Consider the following 22414-nt stretch of genomic DNA (forward strand, 5'->3'; position numbering starts at 1 on the left):
GATCCCCGACCGATGAGCTTGAAAGAAAAACAGCGCATGACACAGTTTATTTTACGCCCCCCGCCCTCGTGATTCTTTCCCAGGACGCCATGTTTCCTTATTCATTTGTCAACGGTAAGCCTAAAATCTTGAAGCAGGAATCGCAATCACTTTCGATGAAATCGACTGTTTTTGTACCTGCAGGAAGGGGCGGAAAATAGAGTTTAAAGGCCTGTTCTCCTGATTCAGGCATGGTAAAACGTTCGTCCGGTGTAATACCGTCTGCCGATTTAAGTGTGAAGTGTGTACCGTTCTCGGTTTTCAGATAAGTATCTTTGCTGATGCTGACCCAATATCCCGGAGCATTGAACGCCTTCATGTGAAAGACTGTTTCAGTGCCGGTCAGTTCTATTTTATTGATCTCTACCGTTTCGGTATTACTGGATTTTTCAATAGGAAATTCAATGATCGTCGTATTCCCTTCCTTTTTTACTGACATGACGCGATTAGCCTTGTTTACCCATTTGTTGAGCTTACGTTTGAGCAGACCCTTGCTATATCCGCTCCAGGAATGCAGGATGATCCCTTCGGGTGAGATAATAACATAATGAGGTATTCCTCTGACGTCATATTTAGCTGCCAGTCCGCTCATACCTCCGAAATCATTCAGGTTTACCCACGACATATCTTTTGTTTTGGAAATTTCTTTCCAACCTTTTTCAGTGTCTGTGCTCAGGCTGATAACGGTTACTTTGTCTTTCATGGTTTCGGATATCTCTTTCATTTCCGGTAAAGCCATCATACAAGGACCGCAACCGCGGCTCCAGAAATCGATCAGGAGGTATTTCCCTTTGTAATCCGCAAGATGATGTACATTTCCTTCCAAATCATACAGGTCAGCATCGGCCATTTCATCGCCGGTTTTGACTGTAACAGGCGGATATAAATAGACGGAAATCTCTTTGCCTACTGCTGATTGTTTCTCGTCATTGGAGAGTTTTTCATACAGGGCGAATACTTCTTTTTTGTACGGAAAATCTTTCATATATTTCATTTCCATACTTAATCCCCGTAATTTATCCATCCAAATCGTTTCTACAGGAGTTTGCTGCATAATACCAATCTCTTTTTTAGAGATAATGTGTCTTACTGAATCCTGTTTTTTTTCTACTTCGGCCATTTCTTTTTTCAGTTTGTCACTGTCTTCCGCAGAAAGATTTCCGGATCGTAGAAGAGAAATTTTCTTCATTCTTTCAATGGATAATTCCTGGTCCAGGTTGGTTTCGTCGAATGTCGCCTGCTTATATCGGTTCAGTATTTGTTGTTCCTTGATATTACTGGATACATCCCAGGTGCGTAGCAGTTTATTATTGCCGCTTACAGTACAGACAGCATTCGGAGCCACCCATACATCCAGCCAGGTATTAGAGAAATCTTTATCTCTTGCCATAAGCATTACTGCTTCCGGTTTATCTTCCGCTGTTTTCTCCCTAAAACAGAAAGATTCATTAAATACAGTGTCCTGAGCGATCGAACTCATGACCTGTCCGTCACTTCGAAAGAGCATTATCACGGTACTGTCTTTTAGTCCGGTTACTGTCCCTTTTATTGTAAACTCGTTTTGTGCTTGTGCGGATACCGCAAAGATGAGCGATATACCTGCAAAAAGTGCTTTTACCATGTTTGTATGAATTAAGTAAATGCAATATTACGAATATTTCGTAATAAACAAGCAGGGTGACCGGAATATTATCGCTTAACGCCCGAATAATTTATTGAGCAGGTCTTTTTTACCTATTTTCTGCAATGCCTGTGTGATTTGCCGGCGAAATTCAGGTTTATACCAGAAGAAGAATTGGCGCTGTGCCAGTTTTTGTTCTTTTGTACGGGCTGTATAAACTTTTTCCAATGTATAAGGGTGGTAACCTGTGTAATACATTTCAGTAGCCAGTGTCATTGGTGTAGGAGTGAAGTCCTGTACCTGCTCCAATTGGAAATGTAGTTTTTTGGTTTCGATAGCCAGTTTTGCCATATCTTCTTCCGTACATCCCGGATGACTGGAAATGAAATAAGGAATTAACTGTTGGTTTAGTCCGTATTGTTTATTGACACGGTCGAATATCTTCTTGAATTGCCCGAATTGATCGAAGGAAGGTTTACGCATCATTTTCAGAACATTATCTTCTGTATGTTCGGGAGCAACCTTTAAACGACCGGACACATGTCGGGCAATCAACTCTTCTGTATAACTTTGTGCCGACTTATTCACGATTTCATCGTCATAGCGGTGCAGAAGCAGATCGTAACGCACACCACTACCGATAAACGATCTTTTGATGCCGGGCATACTGTCTACTGCTTTGTAAATATCGAGTAACGGCGTATGATCTGCATTCAGATTCCTGCAAACGACAGGAGAGATACAGGAAGGTTTTTTACATTTGGCGCAGATACTCTGATCTTTGCCTCTCATCTTATACATATTGGCCGAAGGACCTCCCAGGTCGCTGAGATTTCCTTTGAAATCGGGCATTTCCGTAATAGCCTTCACCTCTTTCAGGATAGATTCTTTACTGCGGGAAGCTATAAACTTTCCCTGATGTGCAGAAATTGTACAAAATGAACATCCTCCGAAACATCCCCGGTGCAGATTGACAGAGAACCTGATCATTTCGAATGCCGGTATCACTTTCCCTTTGTACTTCGGATGGGGTAATCTTGTATAGGGCAGATCAAACGAAGCATCTACCTCTGCTTCCGTCATGGGAGGGAAAGGCGGATTGACTACGATAGTTTGTTTTCCAACCTGCTGAAGGATACGTGACGCATTATATTTGTTTGACTCTTCTTCGATATGGCGGAAGTTTTTAGCCTGTTTCAATTTATCCCGCAAACATTCTTCATGCGAAAAGAGTACGATGTCATCGGTGCTTTTCTCCACCTTATCAGCCAAATAAGCTGTCTGGCGAATGTCTTTTAATTCATGAAAAGGTTTTCCTGCCTGCAGCTGCGTAATTAATTCTTTGAGGGGTAATTCCCCCATACCATAAATAAGGAGATCGGCAGGGCTGTCGACTAAAATACCCGGACGTAGTTTATCCTGCCAATAATCGTAATGAGTCAACCGGCGTAAAGAAGCCTCTATTCCGCCGAGTACGACAGGTACATCCGGATAGAGTTCCTTTAAGATTTTAGTATAGACAATACTGGGATAATCGGGGCGCATACCGGCACGGCGGTCCGGCGTATAGGCATCGTCGCTGCGTAAACGTTTATTGGCTGTGTAATGGTTGATCATTGAATCCATCGCTCCCGGTGAAACACCGAAGAAGAGCCGGGGAATTCCCAGCTTCTTAAAATCACGATAATCCCCTCGCCAGTCCGGTTGTGGAACGATAGCCACCCGGAGTCCCATAGCTTCCAGAGTACGTCCGATAACGGCAGCACCAAACGAAGGATGATCCACATAGGCATCCCCGCTAAAAAGAATTACATCTATATAATCCCATCCACGTGCTTCGACTTCCTTCTTAGTGGTGGGCAACCATGCTTCCGGTCTGAATGTTTTCATGCTGCAAAGGTAGGAATTTGAGCTATAACTTCAGCTTATAGGGGATAGAATTTAATGATTGGCGTATTAAAAAAGGATGCTTTACCTTTGTAACCGAAAAGAAAAATACAAGCGAAACAGCAAACATTATCAATAAGATATGTGTTCTCTTAGCAAACATAATTATTAAAAAGTAATACAGTATGAAAGCATTAACAGACGAAAAGCTCACTATCGTAGGTGCAGCAGGTATGATCGGTTCTAACATGGCCCAGACAGCTTTAATGATGGGGTTAACCTCTAATATTTGTCTTTATGATCCTTTTGCTCCGGCTTTGGAAGGTGTTGCCGAAGAAATGTTCCAGTCCGGATTTGAATATGCCAATATTACTTATACGTCTGATATCAGCGAAGCATTAAGAGGCGCTAAGTATGTCGTTTCATCCGGTGGTGCAGCCCGTAAAGCAGGTATGACCCGTGAAGACTTGCTGAAAGGGAATGCCGAGATCGCTGCCCAGTTCGGAAAAGATATTCGTTCTTATTGTCCCGATGTAAAACATGTAGTAGTGATCTTTAACCCGGCCGATATTACCGGATTGATCACGCTGTTATATTCCGGACTGAAACCATCACAGGTGAGTACATTGGCTGCATTGGACAGTACACGACTGCAAACAGCATTAGCACAGCATTTCGGTATCCGTCAGAACCTGGTAAAAGGTTGTCGTACATATGGAGGACATGGCGAGCAGATGGCTGTTTTTGCTTCTACTGCCACGGTAGACGGAAAACCGTTACTGGATCTGATCGGTACACCGGAACTGACGGACGAACAATGGGAAGATCTGAAAGTTAAAGTAATACAAGGTGGAAAACGTATCATCGAACTTCGCGGCCGCTCTTCTTTCCAGAGTCCGTCTTATCTGTCTATCGAAATGATCCGTGCAGCTATGGGAGGTGAAGCATTCCGCTGGCCTGCCGGCACTTATGTTCATACCGGTAAATTCGACCATATCATGATGGCTATGGAAACTGAAATTACCAAAGACGGTATCTTCTATAAAGAGGTAGAGGGAACGGCTAAAGAAAATGCCGAACTGACAGAAAGTTACGTACACTTGAGTAAACTGCGTGACGAAGTAATCGGCATGGGGATTATTCCGGAAATTCATTTGTGGCATACATTGAATCCCCACATGAAATAAGCTGTTTCTTTAATGATATATATGCGAAGAAGGGAGTGACCGGTCATCGGCACTCCCTTTCTTTATATAATGGAAAATGTTTATAAAGTTCTTTCCGGATACATCGCATCCCACCATTCCGGTTCGTCTTTCAACCATTTGGCAAACCAGGCAAAGATTGTATTTTGCCATTCCAGACGTTTCTTATAATCAGCCACTCCGTGGTTCTCGCCATCTACCTGAACGAACTCCACTGTTCTGCCAAGCAGTTTCAAGGCAAGGAACATTTGGATACTTTCTCCGATCGGAACATTTGTATCGGCATTTCCATGCAATAATAATAACGGTGTCTTGATCTTATCGGCATTGAATAACGGACTGTGTTTGGTAAAGAATTCCGGATTGTTCCATGGGTAAGTACCCGTATTGGCTACCGAACAATAACCATAACCCCAATATCCTTCTCCCCAATAACTACTCAGGGCGCTGATACCTGCATGGCTGACTGCGGCTGCAAACAGATCTGTGCGTGTTTGAAGATATTGAGTCATGAAACCACCGTAGCTGGCACCTGCACAACCGATCTTCTTCGGGTTTACGAAAGGGTGTTCTTTACAGAACAGTTCCGTACCACGGATGATTTCGTCGGCAGTCGGTTCTCCCCATGCATTCACATGACGGGCGGCGAACTCTTGTCCGAATCCGGTCGTACCACTAGGATTAAGGGTATAGACAACATATCCCAGAGCGGCATACATGTGCATGGAATAGCTGAACTCCAACGCACGGTTCGTCGGTGAAGTTCCTCCGTAATAATAGACGATCATCGGATATTTTTTATCCGGATCGAAGTTAGGTGGCAGGTAGTAACGCCCCTGTATGGTCGTTCCGTCTTCAGCCGTGAAGTTCCAGTCATGTACCTCTCCAAGTTTCACATCCCGTAGTTTTTCGGCCGACAGGTCATATATCAACCGGCTTTTCCCGTTTTTCAGGTCATAAGCATACAAACGGTTTGCATTAGAAACGCTCTGTCCGTAATAATACATCACAGGAGCGGTTTCTGCCAGAGAATAGTTATAAACTACATCTTCGGATGTATTGATCTGTTTGATCTTTCCGTTTGCCGGGTTACAGGTATAGATACGTTGGTAATCCTGATCTTCTGTCATCATGTAGATCAGGCCATCATATTTATTCCAAAGGGCACCTGTGACATTCGGATTGAAGTCTTTAGTCAATGCAGTCGCTTTCCGTGTAACCGGATCGTATAGGAATAACTGGCCGTCATATGTGTTGGACATCTGCCCTTCTTTGATGTTCAGGCCTATTCCGCCGAAAGCATCACCCGAGCCGCTGACCAGTAATGTTTTTCCATCGGGAGAGAAGGTTCCGCCGTTTACATATTTGGCATGTTCCCAAAGCGTATCGACTGCCATCGTCTGCAAATCGAGTTTATATAATGAGTTGCGTGAATGAGGCAGAGAGGTATAATCTTGCTCACTGGTACTGAACAACATGTAACGGCTGTCCGGACTAACGTCATTAATATATGTACTGTTATGGCCGAAAGTCAGTTGTTCATATAATCCCGATTGCAGATCATATCGCCAGATAAAATAACGGTTACGGAATCCCGGCAGGCGGTCATTCGGTTCCAGAATACGGAGCATATCGGGACCATCCTTCGGGCCTTCTTCCTGTACGGTGAAAAGGAGTGTTTTTTCATCGGGAGTGAAGTTGAAACTTCCTTCCGGCAGATTCATTGCCAGCACTTCTTCCTGCATCGTTGCCGGATCGACCGTTACCAACTCTTTCCCATTGAACCCGGTACGTGTAAAATACATCTTGCTGCTGGTGGGCATCCAGCTTGCATTCATGATAAAACCTTTATCCTGTAACAAAATACGTCCGCTGGCGGCATCGCGTAACTGTGCATACGATTCACTTTTCCCTCCTTCCAGGCGCGTATAGTATTTTACCAACACATATTTACCGTTGGGGGAGACACTGGCTCCGCGGAAGTTTGTCCCTTCCAGTATGTCGCGGGAAGTATACCGTTTCTCAGGATTCAGTGAAGCAACAACTTTTGCTTTCTTGTCACTTTTATAAACTGCTTTCAACGTTGGAGGACAGGTATCGTTGTCGGCAGTCAGGTATTTTACTACTACTTCATACCGATGCGGTTCCATCTCCAGTTCGGAGGTTGCATTTACTTTCTTGTTGTTTACATACACGTCGAATGATCCCGGACCGGAAACTTCCAATGTCCCTTTGGTATACTGGTCGCTGTTCAGGTAAAAAGAAAAGAAATGCAAGGCATATCCTTTTGGAGGTGCATCGAAACTGATCATTCCGGCGGTATCGGCATTCAGAACAGTTGCATTTGCCAATGCCCGGTCGAAGGGAACAGTTGAGTTCAACAGATTCTTGATTTCAAAGGGTTTTCCATTGACATTCAGGCTGTCTGCCATGATCGGTTTGTTCACCGGAACAGGACCGGCATGCAGGAATTGCATTACTTTTACATCCTCTGCCGCCTGTAAGGTAAAAGCAGATACAAGTAATACAGATAATAAGCTGGTACATTTATTCATGTTATATTTGTATTTATTAGTTTCGGATTCCGCTGACCATATAAAGCTGGTCGCTGTCTTCCATCGCATCGATATGGAAATAAGGTTCCATCAGGGCGGCAACTTCCCGGGCGGGAGGTAGTCCGAACGATATCCTGTTGGCTTGTTTGTTATGATGACCGTTTATATTTTCCCTTCCCTCACTGTGACAGATCACAAGTTCGCCTCCCGGCACAAGCAGGTTTGCCAGATGATCGATCACCTGATCCGGATATTCGAAATGGGGAAATACGCTATATGCTATGATATAATCGAATTTTTCATCTTTCAGGTCCATAATATCCATACAACGAAAATCCACGATCGGTGTGGCATATTTCCTGCGTGCCTCTTCGATCATTCGGGGAGACAGGTCGATACCTGTGATGTGAACAGGGGCATAGGTCAGCAGATACTGTTCCAGTATGCCCGTTCCGCATCCTACATCGAGTATACGAAGTCCTTTATGCAGAGTGGTCTGTTCCAGTATATAATTGATCTTTTCCGGTGCATGGAAACAAAGTTCGTCCCAGCGGTCGGCCAAAGCATCGAAGAAATCGGCTATAACAGTCATGGTAATTGTCCCTCCCAGACAAAGCTATCGCTAAATTGATTTTTTAACTGTGTCGGAGCTTCAAACAATCCGAAAACGGAGGAACCGGAACCGGACATAGAGGCATAAACGGCACCAGCCTTGTAAAGTGCCTCTTTGATCTGCCCGATGACCGGATGTTTGGTGAATACGCTTTGCTCAAAGTCATTTATCATTAACTTTTTCCATTCGGAAACGGGTCTGTTGACAACCTCTTTTAACGACAGGACAGGTGCAGCCGGTGTCACCAACGAATAGGCTTCAGGAGTGGAGACCGCTACGTCAGGTTTTATCAGGCAGAGGTGATAACCTTTCAGTGACAGTTCAACCGGTTCAAAAATATTCCCTGTCCCAGTAGCAAAGACGGGTATATTGCGGATAAAGAAAGGACAGTCGGCACCGATAGTTGCCGCTATCTTTTCCAATTCATCGTTTTGTATGTTCAATTTACAAAAATCGTTCAGTAATTTCAGCATGAAAGCTGCATCAGCTGATCCGCCGCCTAATCCGGCACCAAAAGGGATCGCTTTCAGTAAATGAATCTCCAAAGGTGGTACCTCGTAGTATGTTTTAAGCAGATTAAGTGCTTTTATCACCAGATTCTTTTCGATAGGGGCATCTACTTGTATGCCGGTTTGGGTGAAAGAGAGCTTTTCTGCATTTACTATTTCAAGCGCGTCTTTCACGGGTATTGGATAGAATACAGTTTCAATATTATGATAACCGTCCGGTCGCTTGCTGACGACATTCAGACCCAGGTTTATTTTGGCATTAGGAAAACAAATCATAGATAGATTTTTTTAATTATGTTTTGTAGACAAACGTAAACAAAATAATCTTTATAAGCAAGCTGTATATCGTGGTAAATTATTACTTTATATATTGTAGTTCAAAACTTTTTCATAGATCTGTAATATCCGGTTGAAATGATTAGGTATTGTAAGGTTACTTTTGAAGAATGAGGAAAGACTGATTTTACGGAAATATTGATTATCTTCGCCGCGTGTTAATTTAATTCCAATCGAAAATTCAAGAAAATGAAACGAATCGTTTTTTTAGACTATGTACGCGTGTTTGCCTGCTTCCTTGTTATGGTTGTTCACGCCAGTGAAAATTTTTATGGCGCTCCCGGGTCCACAGATATGGCGGGGCCGCAATCTTTTTTAGCCAATGAGGCAGACCGGCTGTGGGTGGCGGTGTATGACGGTTTCTCACGTATGGCAGTTCCCCTGTTTATGATTGTCTCCGCCTTTCTTCTTGCACCGATGAAGGAGGGACAGACCATGTGGCAGTTTTACCGCCAGCGTTGTATCCGGATCCTGCCGCCGTTTTTCATATTCATGATATTATACAGCACTTTGCCTATGTTGTGGGGACAGATAGATGGAGAAACATCCATAAAGGACTTATCGCGAATATTGCTAAATTTCCCTACGTTGGCCGGGCACTTATGGTTTATGTATCCCCTGATCAGTCTTTACCTCTTTATACCTATCATATCACCCTGGCTGAGTAAAGCCACGGCGAAGGAAGAACGTTTCTTTATCGGGCTGTTCCTGTTGACGACATGTATGCCATATCTCAACCGCTGGTGTGGTGAAGTGTGGGGACAGTGTTTCTGGAATGAATACCATATGTTGTGGTATTTCTCCGGTTATCTGGGGTATCTTGTTTTGGCACATTACATACGTGTTCATCTTACCTGGGATCGCACCAAACGTCTTGCCATAGGATTCGTCCTGATGGTCGTAGGGGCTGCACTGACCATCTATTCGTTCTATATCCAGGCTATACCCGGAGAACTTCATACTACTCCCGTAATAGAAATAGGGTGGGCTTTCTGTACGATCAACTGTGTGATTCTTACTGCGGGCACGTTCCTTATGTTTACATGTATAGACCGTCCGAAGGCTCCAAAGCTGATAACAGAAATGTCGAAACTCAGTTATGGTATGTACCTGATGCATATATTCTGGCTCGGATTATGGGTAACAGTGTTCAAGCAAACACTGGCATTACCGACTGTTGCCGCCATACCCTGCATTGCTGTGAGTACCTTCGCCAGCTGTTATGTTACGACAAAGATTCTCTCGCTTTTACCCGGTAGTAAATGGATAATCGGAGATTAAAAGAATGTAAGTGTTTAGTATAAAAAAAGTCCCGGTATTTTACTCGAAGAAAATACCGGGACTTTTTATGTTTACCTTAGTTCATTAAGGCTCTGCAATCGTTTCTTCTGCAAGGATACGTGCTTTATCGGCATCGCTCTGGATATTGGGCTGTTCCAGACCGTAATGTTTGATCTTATCTTCACGCTTCAACAGTAAAGCGATGATCAATGCCAACACACCGAAACAGGTAAAGATTGCCATCGGCAGCGTATAATCGTAGGCCGGTTTTCCGGTACCGTTGTCGATCTTGCAGTAGGTATCCAGTACCCATCCGATCAATAGTGGAACCATACTTAATCCGATATTCTGAACCCAAAAGATCAGGGCATAAGCTGTACCCAGCTGTTTTTCCGGGATGATCTTCGGAACGGAAGGCCACATGGCTGACGGAACCAGGGAGAAAGCGATACCTAATACGACCATGACAATGGTAGCAAACCACCATTCGTTGAGGATCGGCAATGTGAATAGCAGGTGTACGCCGATCAGCATCAATGCACCGTAGATCATGATAGTAGCTCCTTTTCCTTTACGGTCGTACAGGTTTCCGAAGAACGGTGTCAGCAGGATTGTACCGAAAGGCAGGATGGCCGGAATGTTACCAGCCAGGTCGGGGCTTACATTGTATTTGTTGACCATCAGGTCGGTTGCGTATTTCAGGAACGGGAATACGGCAGAATAGAACAATACGCACAACAGGGCGATCAACCAGAAACCTTTGCTGGAAATGATCAGACCGATATCTTTCAGACGGAACGGTTCTTCCTCTTCTGCCTGTTCGACGGCACTCATAGAAGCATCCAGCTTACGGTCCATCACACAGAATACAAGGAATGCGATCAGACCGATACACAACATACAGAGGCAAAGCAGGATAGGTGCGGAGATGCTACCGAAAAACTTCGCTGCCGGAACAGTAATAGACAGAGCGAGTGCCGTACCCAGACGGGCTGTAGCCATTTCAAGCCCCATAGCCAATGCCATTTCTTTCCCTTTGAACCATCTTACGATGATCTTGGAAACGGTGATACCGGCTGTTTCAACACCAACACCGAAGATAGCATAACCGAGAGCCGCAACCATAACCTGGGCTTTCCATCCGAACAATTCACCTTCCATGGTAAAGAAATCGGATATTGCATAATATTTAAGAGAACAACCGATAATCATTAAAATACAGGCACCGACTCCGGTAAAACGGACACCCATCTTATCCAGTACGATACCTCCGATGATCAACATGAAAAGGAAGACATTGAACCAACCGTAGGCACTTGTGAAGAAGCCGTATTCGGTACTATTCCAGGAAAGTTGTTCTTCCAACATCGGTTTAAGCGGTGCCATCACATCGGTGAGGAAATACCCGCATAACATAGTAAAGGCGACAAGTGCCAGCACGCTCCATCGTGCCACTTTTGAGTCGCTCAGTTTCTGATGAATTTGTTCAATCATGATATTTGTTTTAATTAAGTTATATTATTTGTTTTCTTTCATGAAAAGAGGCAGCGCATCGGCTACGATAAAAGTACTTCCTCCGATAAAGATCGTATCGTCTTCCCCGGCAGTTGCGAGGGCACGTTCGACAGCTACAGCTACATTATCGCAGGTGACACCGCTTAAACCATGCATCATACCTAAAGCTGCGATATCGGTTGACGACATTGCCCGTTCGACAGACGCCTGTGTGAAAAAGTAAAAAGCATCGGTAGGCATTAACTCCAGTACGCCGTTGACATCTTTATCGTTTACCATACCGACAATCATATATGTACGACGGGAACGTTTTATCACTTCTTTGAGCTGCATATTCAGATATTGCCATCCGCCGGTGTTGTGACCTGTATCGCATATCACTTTCGGCTTTTCCTGTAAAACCTGCCATCGTCCCATTAATCCGGTGAACTCTACAACATGCTCGAAACCTTCACGAACGGCTTCATCCGGAATATCGATATCTAGGCTGTGAAGCAGATTCAGGGCAGCGAGAACCGTTTTGGCATTTCTGACCTGGGCAACTCCGCCCAACTCGCCGAATAGCTGTCCGTATTCGACAGAGTCGAAATACCATTCACCCGTATCCATCAGATACGATTCGTTTAGCAGGTCCTCCTGCGAAGCAAAGTAAACCAACGTATCGTTCCTGTCTGCAGCATCGGCAAAGACCTGTGCGACACTTTGGGTATATATTTCTCCGACGAGTGCCGGAACTTTCGGTTTGATGATACCGGCCTTCTCGAATGCGATCTTTTCAACCGTATCACCCAGGAACTGCGTATGATCGAGGCTGATATTCGTAATGATGCTCAGGATCGGTGTGATAATGTTCGTACTGTCCAGTCGTCCGCCCATACCTACTTCAATAATGGCAAAGTCTACCTTTTCGGCACGGAAATAATCGAAAGCCATAGTAGAAGTGAGCTCAAAGAAGGAGGGATGAAGAGGTTCGAAAGTGGTACGGTGACGTTCAACAAAGTCTATAACATATTCCTGGGGGATCATTTTACCATTGACACGGATACGCTCGCGGAAATCAATCAAGTGAGGCGAGGTGAAAAGTCCCACTTTATATCCGGACTGACGAAGGATCGCAGCCAGTAAATGGCTGACGGAACCTTTTCCGTTTGTCCCTCCTACATGGATCGTTTTATAGGCTTTATGCGGATTACCCAGATAATTATCCAGTGCGATACTGGTATCTAATCCCGGCTTGTAAGCGGATGCCCCGCTGTGCTGAAATACCGGAATGCTTGTATATAGATAGTGAAGCGTTTCTTCGTAAGTCATGCTGTTTGTTTTTATAATTGGCAAAAGTAGTTAGAAAAATACAGACAGGCAAAGAATTGAAAACCTTTTAATATCAGTGTCATGTTCCAGGAAATAAAGAAAAGAGCCGTAAATTACATCACTTACGGCTCTTTTTATTGGTTGTTCAGTCGATCATTCCCTTACGATCTGATGGATCAGGATCGGGGTTTTGCCTGCCGGAGTGATCGTTAGTGTTTGTATATCATCAAAAGATATCTTGTTCAGTCTGATGTAACCGGCATATCCGCAGTACAACATATTGGTTTCACCTTCTTTATCTTCTCCGGAAACGGATACCATACTTTCGTTGTCGCCTGACAGATAGAATTCGATATACTGATCTACACCTTCACATTTCACATTTACTTTTTCACCCGGTTTCAATGTCTTGTAGGTATTCAGGTTCAAATCGTACATCATCAGTTCTTCATTGATTTCAGGAACTTCTTTGGTCTTTACGGAGAAAGAGGCCACCTTTAATTCCATTTGTTTGCCGGAATTGTTACGCATCCGGATAAAGTGAGCTTTCGAATCAACATTGTTGACGGTAAATTTGGTCCGGTCCGCCGGAATATCGGAGAGGGGAGTCCATGTTTTACCGTCTGCCGACCATTCGAATACACGTCCTTCCACATTACTTTGCGGTAAGTTGAATGTGAAAGATTCGGCATCTTTCTGGATTTCCCATCCCAGGCCGATATACTCGTCCGGTTCCACTTTTACGACTTCGAGCATGGGGACATATGCGATCAGGCCATCATCTTCCGACCACGGTTGATTTTTCAACTGGTTTACATTCGTAATGGTTGAAGCCGTACTTACCCGGATCTCGTTGGACGGAGTTTCTGTTGTCGAGAGCAGGTTACGGCTGGTTTGCCTGTATATTCCTTCAATAAGAGGCATAAGTACCCGCGTACTGACTTTGACGCCTTTCTGGTATGGATTCTGATTGAAAGAACGGTTGATTAATTTCATGCTATCCATAACGGCAGAGACAGCCAGGAAACGTTGCCAGGTGTTCTGGCGGTCTTTTTCATACCAGGCATGCGCCATGTGTAATGCGTTGGTTCCGCATCTGCCGAGTAGCTCGAATTGCATCAGCCAGGGATTGATCTCTTTGATCAGTTCTTTGTTGTCGCCCTGGTTATAGATCAGTTCAGGAGCCACCTGTATCTGTGCGAACAAAGCCCCGAGTTGATTCGCATCTCTTTCGCCGAAACGTCCGTTCCGATAACCGGATAGAAAATTATCGGCTAAAGCCTGATAGCGGGTCGATTCTTCCCTGCGGTATAAATGACCGTTAGGTCCCGGATCGCTGTTATTCTCGCAGAATGTTTTGAAAGCGATAGATGCTTTCGGCACTAAATATTCGCAAGCCTTTTCCCATGCCAGTTGCGGGTCGTAATTGTGTATATTCCAGCTATACATAGCGACACCGAACAGGGCCACTTTAGATGCTTCCGCATGTTCCATCGGATTGGCGACAAAGCCGGACATGGCGTTCGAAGCTTGTGTATCCAGACCGTAAGCCGGTCCCATCAATAAATGATCGCGGCAATAGTCGCTTACCGGGAAATTCCACCAGATATAAGCCGGACGTCGGATACGTTTGTTTACCCATTCAAGACCTTCCAGGGTGATATCGTCTACTACACGGTTACCGGTCCACATGATCTGAATAGCCGGATGGAGTTGTTCGCCGAGAATATCCAGATAGTCGGTACGAGCCCAGGCACGGTTATATTCTGTCGGACACATGATCAATGGCTGGATATCGTTTTTCTTTTCTACAAACTCCTTTTGGATATAATTCATCAGGCCTGCCTGTTTGGCTGCATTGGTCCCTTCCCCGGAAATGTCATCGAAGAAAACGGCGAAAGCACGTACGCCTAAATTGTACATCTGTTCGAATTTGGAAATAACATTACTGCTGTCGGTCGCATTCCATTGGATATCTTGTCCCGGATGGATTGCCCATACGAAATCGACTTTGTTACGCGCGGCTTCGGCTGTCAGTTCTTTGATCTGATTAGCCTGATCGACAGGGTAAGGTTCGCGCCAGCTGGCACTGTGGAAAGGATCGTCTTTCGGACCGTAAATGTAAGTGTTCATCTTAAACTCTCCGTAGAAGCGAAGCTGGCTGATACGGTCGGCATGGCTCCACGGAGTTCCGTAAAAGCCTTCGACAGTTCCCCGGTAAAGTACGTCGGGATAGTCTGTAATAGTGCAGAGGGGGAGTGTACGTTTTCCTGCTTCATTGTAGCTGACCAACTGTTTCAATGTCTGGGCTGCATAGAACAAGGAACGGTTGTCTACGATCTCGATGGTGATCTTTTTCTTGGATATATCCAGAATATAGGCACCGGAGCGTTCCATTTCGGGTGTTTTTGCTTTGAGCTTTTTGATTTCCAGCGGCAACGATTTGCCGGATTGGGCAAAAGGCAATGCTTTTTTCAATATCTTCACTGCATCGGCGTCCGGATTGCTGATACCTTGCAAGGTATATCCGTGGGAAGGGATATATTGCTGGTTGGAAATGACAATATGCTGCGGTTGGGGATATAGCTCCAGAGAGAGGCTTTGGGCATAAGTAATCCCCGGAATGCAACATAATAAAAGTGTTAAGAGTAGATTTGATAGTATTTGCATAGATCAACGGTTTAAGTGATTAATATTAGGTTGTAAAGTTATCACTATTCAATAAAAAAACAAGGATGGAACAAGATAATTCTGTCATTCCATCCTTGAATAAATTATTGTTTGTATTTACTTAGTCGACTGACAATAACAGCACCTTATTCGATTTATTTCCCCATTCTGTCAACAAGTCGCGTAAGTTAACGAATTGGGCCGGCGTATATAATTGCTTGTTCAGTTGCAAAGAACGTTCTACTTCTGCTTTATTACCGTCCTGTTTGACGGAAATGACGACTTTCCCGGCTGCATTTTCGATTGTTTTTACAGATTCAGGGGTTGCGAGTTCCATACCTGTCGGTATCGTTACCGTGTAAGCATAATGTTCGTTCGACTTACAGGGTAATAACAGGTTTTCTTTACGGGTACTGTTCATATGGCAATAGCTGCTGTACGCCAGACTGACAGGGGCATCCGGTAAAGTGACCATTACATAGCCGTTGTTCGCTTTCAATGGCTGTGAAGATGATTCGCTTCCTGCATACGCAGATCTGTTTCCACCGTAATAAGGTGCGTAGGCGTCACCGATCGTAGCCTTCACCTGCGATTCTGCTTTTTCCGGAGAAACAGATATAGCTACTTCATAATTTATACCGGCGTCAGGTGTACTGATAGCTACCGGGGTCCCGGCATTTGTCAGGCTGATGACCGGTGTTTGGTTGTTCCAACCGGCTGCAGCCATTTTACTGGACATCGGAGACATGATGTATTGTTTGCCGTCTGCGTTAGCAATAACGACCAGTTCCTTTATGGCATTCAATCCGAGGCTGGCAGGATCTGCATTGACACGATAATATGCGGCTGTTTCTGCCTTGATACCGGCTGCATTTAACAGACCGTTCAGCAAGTTTGTTTTTTCCGCTTCTGTTCCGTAAGCGGAGTAGAATACATCGTTAATTGAACGGATCTTGAATCCGGTATCGCGTAAAGGTACCTGGCTGTAACCGACATCTTCGGTCACATGTTTGAGGATCGCCTGTAGCTTTTCGGTGTCATTCTTTTTATCGGCTGTCAGGTTTTCAGCGATAGCATTCAACTGTACATCATTGGCAGGAGTGAACTGGGCAAATAACGTATGCAGGGCATCTTTGTTGGATGCATAAGTAGAGGCTGTCAGGAATGGAACATCTCCATTGGCAGTCGATACGAACGGATCACGGGAAGAGGCCGGCTGATTATTCAGTTTCCAGGTGACGGTTTTCATTCCGTCGGCAGTTGCCACTATGGGTTTGGAATTGACATTCTCCAGGGTATAGGCAAGCGGTTTGTTTTCAGGAACAGACAAGCAGATCGTATATTCCTTTACCGGAGAAGTCTGTAAAATCTCATCGTAGATATCCAGTTCCGGAAGGTAACCCGGTTTGGAGGTCAGGGTATAATCCAGATAAATGGTTGCCCCCAGTTCCAGTCCGGTATGGACAACAACCATCTCTTTCAGATTATTGTAAGCCGGAGCATCGGCTGCCGCGCGGGGTAGTACTTCGACAAAAGCATTATCCGGCGTTTTAACGATGTTACCGTCTTTCTGTTTGGTGTAAGAAGCATTGATCTTCAAATCCTGATATTGGGGATTGTATACAATGAAACTTTCTCCGTATGTACCGTTCATGGCAGTATGGGTGAAAAGGGTCAGTTCCATAGTATAGCGGAACTCCTGACTGCCGTCTGCATTCAAAATATATGCTTTCGATAACTTCCTGTATTCAGCTTCCGATGCAGCAAATATAGATGCTGTGAGGGCGAGCAGACAGAGAAGCAGCGCGAATTTATTTAATATCCTAGTCATCGTCTTTTACTTTTTAATAATTAAATAATCTCCGAAACTTTTGTGTGCATTGACGGCTGAACGGAAACCGTCCCAGTCGTTCGCTTCGTATACACGTTTTTTTAAAGCGAGCTTCTGGTGAAGCATCACTTTATCGCCTTGCTGGCTTAATGAACCTTCAAAGTCGGCGGCGTCGCTTTGCTTACTTTCGTTTTTAGCTTCATTCAGCAGGCTATATCCTTTGGGCAGCTGGATTGTTTCGTCCAGTTCAACCAGTCGGGAACAAGCATCTTTGAAACCATACTGACGTTCGGCGAGGTCGGTGTCAATGCGCAGATAGCTTTTTACCTGATTATACAGGTTGTTCATTACCATCGGTTTAAATACCAGTTCTTCTTTACCGGCAATAGCATATTCCGGTATCTCGTAGCGGAAAGTGATCTTAATAGGGGCAGCCTGATAGTCTTTCGGGTCTTTACCGTAATCAACGCTGATCAGACGGGCTTTAGGAGAAACATTCAATAACTGGCTTTCCAGCATATTCTTCCATTGTGACTGCCAGCCACGGGTAAACATACCGCGGATATTACTGTCCGACTGGCCTTCGGCAGTGATAGTAAACTGTCCGGTCAGTGTACCTTTCGCATCCAGTTTGTTGTTTGCATGAATGCGTACATAATGGTTTTCCGGAGCGGAGACGGGAGTCAGGCAAAGATCGGAACCTTCCGGAACGCCCGGCAGATAGTTTTGCTGTTGTTCGGCACTGCTCCATAATTCACGGCAGAAAGGAACCCAGGTCGGGTCGAGAGGCATATAAGTACCGCTTGATAATTTAACGACAGCGACACAGTGGTTGAAATGGTCGGCGGGGATACTTTCCACCCGGCTGCCTGCCATTGTCATAGCCGGATAAGCCTCAAAGCCTGCCATGCGGAGGAAGGAGATCAATGTCCCGGCGATATCTTTACAAACACCACAGCGGTCGGTATAATTCATCTGGGTATTATGAAGTGTAAAACCTTCTCCTTTTCCCATCGAGATACCCGAATAACGAATATTATCGGCAACCCAATGGGTGAGGACGGCGATCTTTTCCATTTCCGTTTTCTTCCCTTTGATAAGTTCGTCTACTTTTTTCTGGGCTTCGGGTAATGGAGCAAAACTTCCGTAATCTTCGTTAACCTTATTGAACCACAATGATTTATCCTGCCATTTCGGAGTGGATGACATCATTAGTTTCGGAGCCGCATCGAACAGGTCTACCATATTGGGTTCCCGTTTGGTCGGCATGATATCGTTCGTCGAGAATGTATATGCTTTACGTCCGTCTTCGTAACGCATAGAGGAAGCACAGTCACCCTGATAGAACTGGAACTGCATCTCTTTTTCCATCGGAATGGATACTTTGTACACTTTACGCACAGTCGGTTCGGTAACCCAGAAAGGAACGATATCATAAAATTGCCCGCGCATAGGAGGGATGAAACGGGATTCGTCATCACCGCCATCTGCCAATAATGCGTAGGTGAAACCTTTCTTGTCGATCTCATAGTCCAGAATATCGCCCGGATTCAACTGGCCTACTTCAAGCATGATCTGGCGGGCACCCCAATAAATGGCACGTGCCGGTGCTGCGTAATCACAGGCTTGTGTGACATCCAGGTTGATCACGTCTCCGTTGGCACGGTAAACGGTCGCTCTCTTGAATTGGGCAAAAGCTGTCAGCGGGTCGTAATCGTATTTGATGATACGGTTGGCGACTGCTCCGCGGGGAGTCTGTATCTTGATGGTTTTGCAGACAGAAAAAGACCCCGAACCGGTTGGTTGTACGGTTACGGATGTACTGTCCAGGAGGTTGACGCAATCATATCCGGCATAAACCTCCGGTTTTTGAAGCGTCGGGTCCGGTGCGAACCGGCAACTTTCTCCACTCTGTCCGTAGGCGGACGATAGCGTGAGAAATGATAATACGGTAAGTGTCAAATACCTCATAAGTATAGTGTTTTTAAATGATGATCAGATTAGTTGTGCAGCCAGTAAGCGACAGGCTTTCCGGTCTGTTTTGCCACTCCCTGTAAGTGGGATGGCGTCTACCTGCCTGATATATTTAGGCTGTTGATATCTGGGCAGGAGGGAGGCGATCTTATCAGGAAGGCCGTCCGTATCTGCTGCCTTTTCCACCAATAGCACAATTGCTTCCCCTAATCCCGGATGTGGAACAGCCGTTACCGCAAAGGTAACAGAAATTATTGAACGAAGTGTTTCTTCTACACATTCTATCTGTACTTTTATTCCTCCGGTATTGATGGTGTTGTCTTTTCTTCCCAGGATGGTGAAAGTACCGTCCGGATGTATCTCGGCAATGTCGTTCGTTACTAAAGTTTCGTCGCACACCAGAGGGGCATCGATAACAAGTGTTTCCTCCGGTGACAGAGAAAGTTGTACGGAAGGGAAAGGAGTGTAGGAAGAAGAGGCCTCCGGCCCGTTCAACCTGCGTAATGCGATATGCGAGAGCGTTTCCGTCATGCCGTAGGTAGAATAGACGGTGTTGGGAAATGCCCTGATCTCTGTTTCCAGTTCTTTGTTGATTGCTCCGCCTCCGATGATCAGTATTTCCGTTTGGTAGAGACGTACCTTTTCTTCCGGTATTCGAAGTGTATTGTATACCTGCAAAGGAATCATTGCTGCAAAGCGGAGCGGGGTTTTTACATCAGCCAGCGGATGTCCTGACGGCGTACGCAGGATGAGTTTTAATCCGGCAACCAGTGCACGTACGACTACCATCTTCCCGGCAATATATTGTAAAGGCATACATAATAAGGCTGTGTCGCCTTTTTGTAATTGGAGAAAAGAACAGGTGAGGATTGCGCTTTGCATCATCTGCTCTTTGCGAACGATAAATGCTTTGGGTGTTCCGGTAGAACCGGAGGTGTGTACCGTTATATAAGGAGATTCATTGAACCAGTCTGCCAGGAAGTTGTAAAGATCACGTTGTATTTGCGGCGTATTGTCGGAGAGTTCGGAAATTAATTGCTGTATATTATCTGCATGGCAAATAATATCGTTTTCCAGATGTAACTCCTGTTTATTAGGGTCTGTTGACAGTTCTTTTCTCTCCGGCTGTAGCACACTCTCTACCACCTCTCCGGAAGGGAAAGAGTTACCATCGTACCATAAACAATCTTTATGGATGGACAAAGGCATCTCTATGTTGTCTGTAAACAATGCCCCCGTTCCCAGCCCTTGTGGTAACGGATTATTGAATGTGGCACACCATTGTGCTATCGCGTTCAATCCGATATTAGATTCCAGGGCGGAAGTGATCCACCAACCGATCTTTTGTTTTTCAGCTTCATCTATCCATTCCTGACCGCCGCTTATGCCGCCATGCAGGGAAGGTTTCAATATGATATATTGCGGTTGGATAGCAGACAAAAGCTCTTTTTTTTCCTGCAGGGTATTATAACCGATCAGTTCTTCATCCAGTGCAATAGGAAGCGGTGTCTGTGCTGTAAGACGTGCCATCTCTTCCCATTGTCCGGCACGGATAGGCTGCTCGATAGAATGCAGGTCGAGTTCGGATAGCCGATATAATTTATCCAGGGCATCTACCGGAGAGAATGCGCCATTCGCATCTACCCGTAGTTCTATTTCTTTCGCAGAGAAATGGGCGCGGATATGTTTTAGCAACGCCAGTTCTTCCTCAAAGTTGATCGCTCCGATTTTCAGTTTGATGCAACGGAAGCCGGTTTGCATTTTTGTTTCGATCTGCTCCAGCATTTTTTTATAATCGCCCATCCAGATCAGGCCGTTGATCGGAATACCTGCCTCACTCCTTGAAAAAGGGGTGTCCCAGAGGGCAAAATCTCCTGTACTGAAATGACGGAAAGCTGTTTCCAGTCCGAAGAGGATGGAAGGATAGGGACGGAGCGCTTCCGTATCAGGCATTCCTGTTCGTTCCGTTTGCCGGCAGATCGTTGCCAGTATTTGTTCATAATCCGGCAGATCATCACAACTTAATTTAGGAAGGGGAGCACATTCCCCTATACCAATTCGTCCGGGATCTTCTTTCGAAGTAAGATATAAGTACCAGCTTTTCCGCGTAGTATATGTTCCCCTCGATGTTCCTGCCGGTTGTTTGAAATGCAGTACCCTGGGGATGATTTGTATATGATAAGACATAAGACAACAGCTTTATGGGAACTTCGGATAATCCTCAAAACGAGGGCGGCGTTTTTCCAGGAATGCTTTACCGCCTTCCTGCGCTTCGTCGGTCATGTAGTAAAGCATGGTTGCATCACCGGCAAGTTCCTGGATGCCTGCCTGGCCGTCGAGTTCGGCGTTTAAGCCGGCTTTGATCATACGGAGGGCAAGCGGACTGTGCATCATCATGGTCTCAGACCATTCAACGTACTCGTCTTCCAGCTTATCCAAAGGAACAACCTTGTTTACCAGTCCCATATCGAGTGCTTCCTGTGCATTATACTTACGGCAGAGGAACCATATTTCACGTGCTTTCTTTTGTCCGACGATGCGGGCCAGATAAGAAGAACCGAAACCGGCGTCAAAACTACCTACACGAGGACCCGTTTGTCCGAAGATCGCATTTTCCGAAGCAATAGTCAAATCACAAACTACATGTAATACGTGGCCTCCACCGATTGCAAAACCATTTACGGCAGCAATGACCGGTTTAGGCATAGAGCGGATCTGCTTCTGTACATCGAGCACATTCAGGCGTGCCACGCCATCTTTACCGATATAACCGCCGTGACCTTTTACATTCATATCCCCTCCGGCGCAGAATGCGGTATCACCGGCTCCTGTCAGAACGATCACATTTACATCCTGGCGTTCACGGCAAATATAAAGTGCATCGCTCATCTCCGTCGTTGTAGTAGGCGTGAAGGCATTACGGTAACGTTCGCGGTTGATAGTGATACGGGCAATCCCGTTATAAAAATCAAAAAGAATATCTTCGTATTCCTTTATTGTTTTCCATTCTCTTTGTGTAGACATAATATATAATTATTTAATTTGCCAATGTGCCAATGAAAGTAAC

At 45.2% G+C, this 22414-nt stretch carries 14 protein-coding genes and 1 pseudogene; 2 read left to right on the forward strand and 13 right to left on the reverse strand.

Annotated elements, in window-relative coordinates:
* Positions 1 to 97: 97 nt before the first annotated feature.
* Positions 98 to 1660 (reverse strand): TlpA family protein disulfide reductase, encoded by a 1563-nt coding sequence (locus IEY67_RS12275; protein WP_183671556.1) that lies wholly within the window; start codon positions 1658 to 1660, stop codon positions 98 to 100.
* 75 nt (positions 1661 to 1735) lie between these two features.
* On the reverse strand, positions 1736 to 3550 hold the full coding sequence (locus IEY67_RS12280; protein WP_183671557.1) for a YgiQ family radical SAM protein: 1815 nt from the start codon (positions 3548 to 3550) through the stop codon (positions 1736 to 1738).
* A 182-nt stretch (positions 3551 to 3732) separates the two neighbouring features.
* Here IEY67_RS12280 and IEY67_RS12285 point away from each other — a divergent pair, with 182 nt between their 5' ends.
* Positions 3733 to 4734: a malate dehydrogenase gene (locus tag IEY67_RS12285; RefSeq protein ID WP_122373090.1), complete on the forward strand. Its 1002-nt coding sequence runs from the start codon at positions 3733 to 3735 to the stop codon at positions 4732 to 4734.
* Positions 4735 to 4814: 80 nt separating this feature from the next.
* Here IEY67_RS12285 and IEY67_RS12290 read toward each other — a convergent pair whose 3' ends face one another.
* The 3 genes from IEY67_RS12290 to ispE are packed head-to-tail and all read right to left on the reverse strand — an operon-like array spanning position 4815 to position 8705.
* Entirely contained in the window at positions 4815 to 7307 is a 2493-nt protein-coding gene (locus tag IEY67_RS12290; RefSeq protein WP_183671558.1) for a S9 family peptidase, read from the reverse strand.
* 16 nt (positions 7308 to 7323) lie between these two features.
* Entirely contained in the window at positions 7324 to 7899 is a 576-nt protein-coding gene (locus IEY67_RS12295; RefSeq protein ID WP_122373092.1) for a class I SAM-dependent methyltransferase, read from the reverse strand.
* Entirely contained in the window at positions 7896 to 8705 is an 810-nt protein-coding gene (gene ispE / locus IEY67_RS12300; protein ID WP_183671559.1) for a 4-(cytidine 5'-diphospho)-2-C-methyl-D-erythritol kinase, read from the reverse strand. Before ispE ends, IEY67_RS12295 begins: the two co-directional genes overlap by 4 nt.
* Positions 8706 to 8954: 249 nt before the next feature.
* Here ispE and IEY67_RS12305 point away from each other — a divergent pair, with 249 nt between their 5' ends.
* Positions 8955 to 10046 carry an acyltransferase gene (locus tag IEY67_RS12305; protein WP_183671560.1) on the forward strand — a complete coding sequence of 364 codons (1092 nt, stop codon included), beginning with the start codon at positions 8955 to 8957 and terminating at the stop codon, positions 10044 to 10046.
* Positions 10047 to 10130: 84 nt separating this feature from the next.
* Here the strand turns inward: IEY67_RS12305 and IEY67_RS12310 are convergent, their stop codons facing one another.
* From IEY67_RS12310 to menB, 8 genes and pseudogenes are all read right to left on the reverse strand, one after another.
* The gene (locus tag IEY67_RS12310) at positions 10131 to 11540 is read right to left on the reverse strand and encodes an MFS transporter (protein WP_122352841.1); all 1410 of its coding nucleotides are present in this window, start codon (positions 11538 to 11540) and stop codon (positions 10131 to 10133) included.
* Between the two features lie 24 nt (positions 11541 to 11564).
* The gene (locus IEY67_RS12315) at positions 11565 to 12872 is read right to left on the reverse strand and encodes a bifunctional folylpolyglutamate synthase/dihydrofolate synthase (RefSeq protein ID WP_122352842.1); all 1308 of its coding nucleotides are present in this window, start codon (positions 12870 to 12872) and stop codon (positions 11565 to 11567) included.
* A gap of 153 nt (positions 12873 to 13025) precedes the next feature.
* Positions 13026 to 15542: a beta-N-acetylglucosaminidase domain-containing protein gene (locus tag IEY67_RS12320; protein WP_183671561.1), complete on the reverse strand. Its 2517-nt coding sequence runs from the start codon at positions 15540 to 15542 to the stop codon at positions 13026 to 13028.
* Between the two features lie 121 nt (positions 15543 to 15663).
* Positions 15664 to 17373 carry a DUF3857 domain-containing protein gene (locus IEY67_RS12325; protein WP_183671562.1) on the reverse strand — a complete coding sequence of 570 codons (1710 nt, stop codon included), beginning with the start codon at positions 17371 to 17373 and terminating at the stop codon, positions 15664 to 15666.
* Positions 17374 to 17379: 6 nt separating this feature from the next.
* The gene (locus IEY67_RS12330; RefSeq protein ID WP_183671563.1) at positions 17380 to 19344 is read right to left on the reverse strand and encodes a DUF3857 domain-containing transglutaminase family protein; all 1965 of its coding nucleotides are present in this window, start codon (positions 19342 to 19344) and stop codon (positions 17380 to 17382) included.
* A gap of 24 nt (positions 19345 to 19368) precedes the next feature.
* Positions 19369 to 20457, reverse strand: a complete 1089-nt coding sequence (locus tag IEY67_RS25155) for an AMP-binding protein (protein WP_373292255.1) — start codon at positions 20455 to 20457, stop codon at positions 19369 to 19371.
* 63 nt (positions 20458 to 20520) lie between these two features.
* Positions 20521 to 21534: pseudogene (locus IEY67_RS25160) on the reverse strand (o-succinylbenzoate synthase); the annotation flags it as partial.
* Positions 21535 to 21546: 12 nt separating this feature from the next.
* On the reverse strand, positions 21547 to 22371 hold the full coding sequence (menB, locus tag IEY67_RS12340; RefSeq protein ID WP_122352848.1) for a 1,4-dihydroxy-2-naphthoyl-CoA synthase: 825 nt from the start codon (positions 22369 to 22371) through the stop codon (positions 21547 to 21549).
* Positions 22372 to 22414 lie beyond the last annotated feature (43 nt).

Source organism: Parabacteroides faecis (genome assembly GCF_014647375.1).
In the GTDB taxonomy this organism is placed as follows: Bacteria; Bacteroidota; Bacteroidia; order Bacteroidales; family Tannerellaceae; genus Parabacteroides; species Parabacteroides faecis.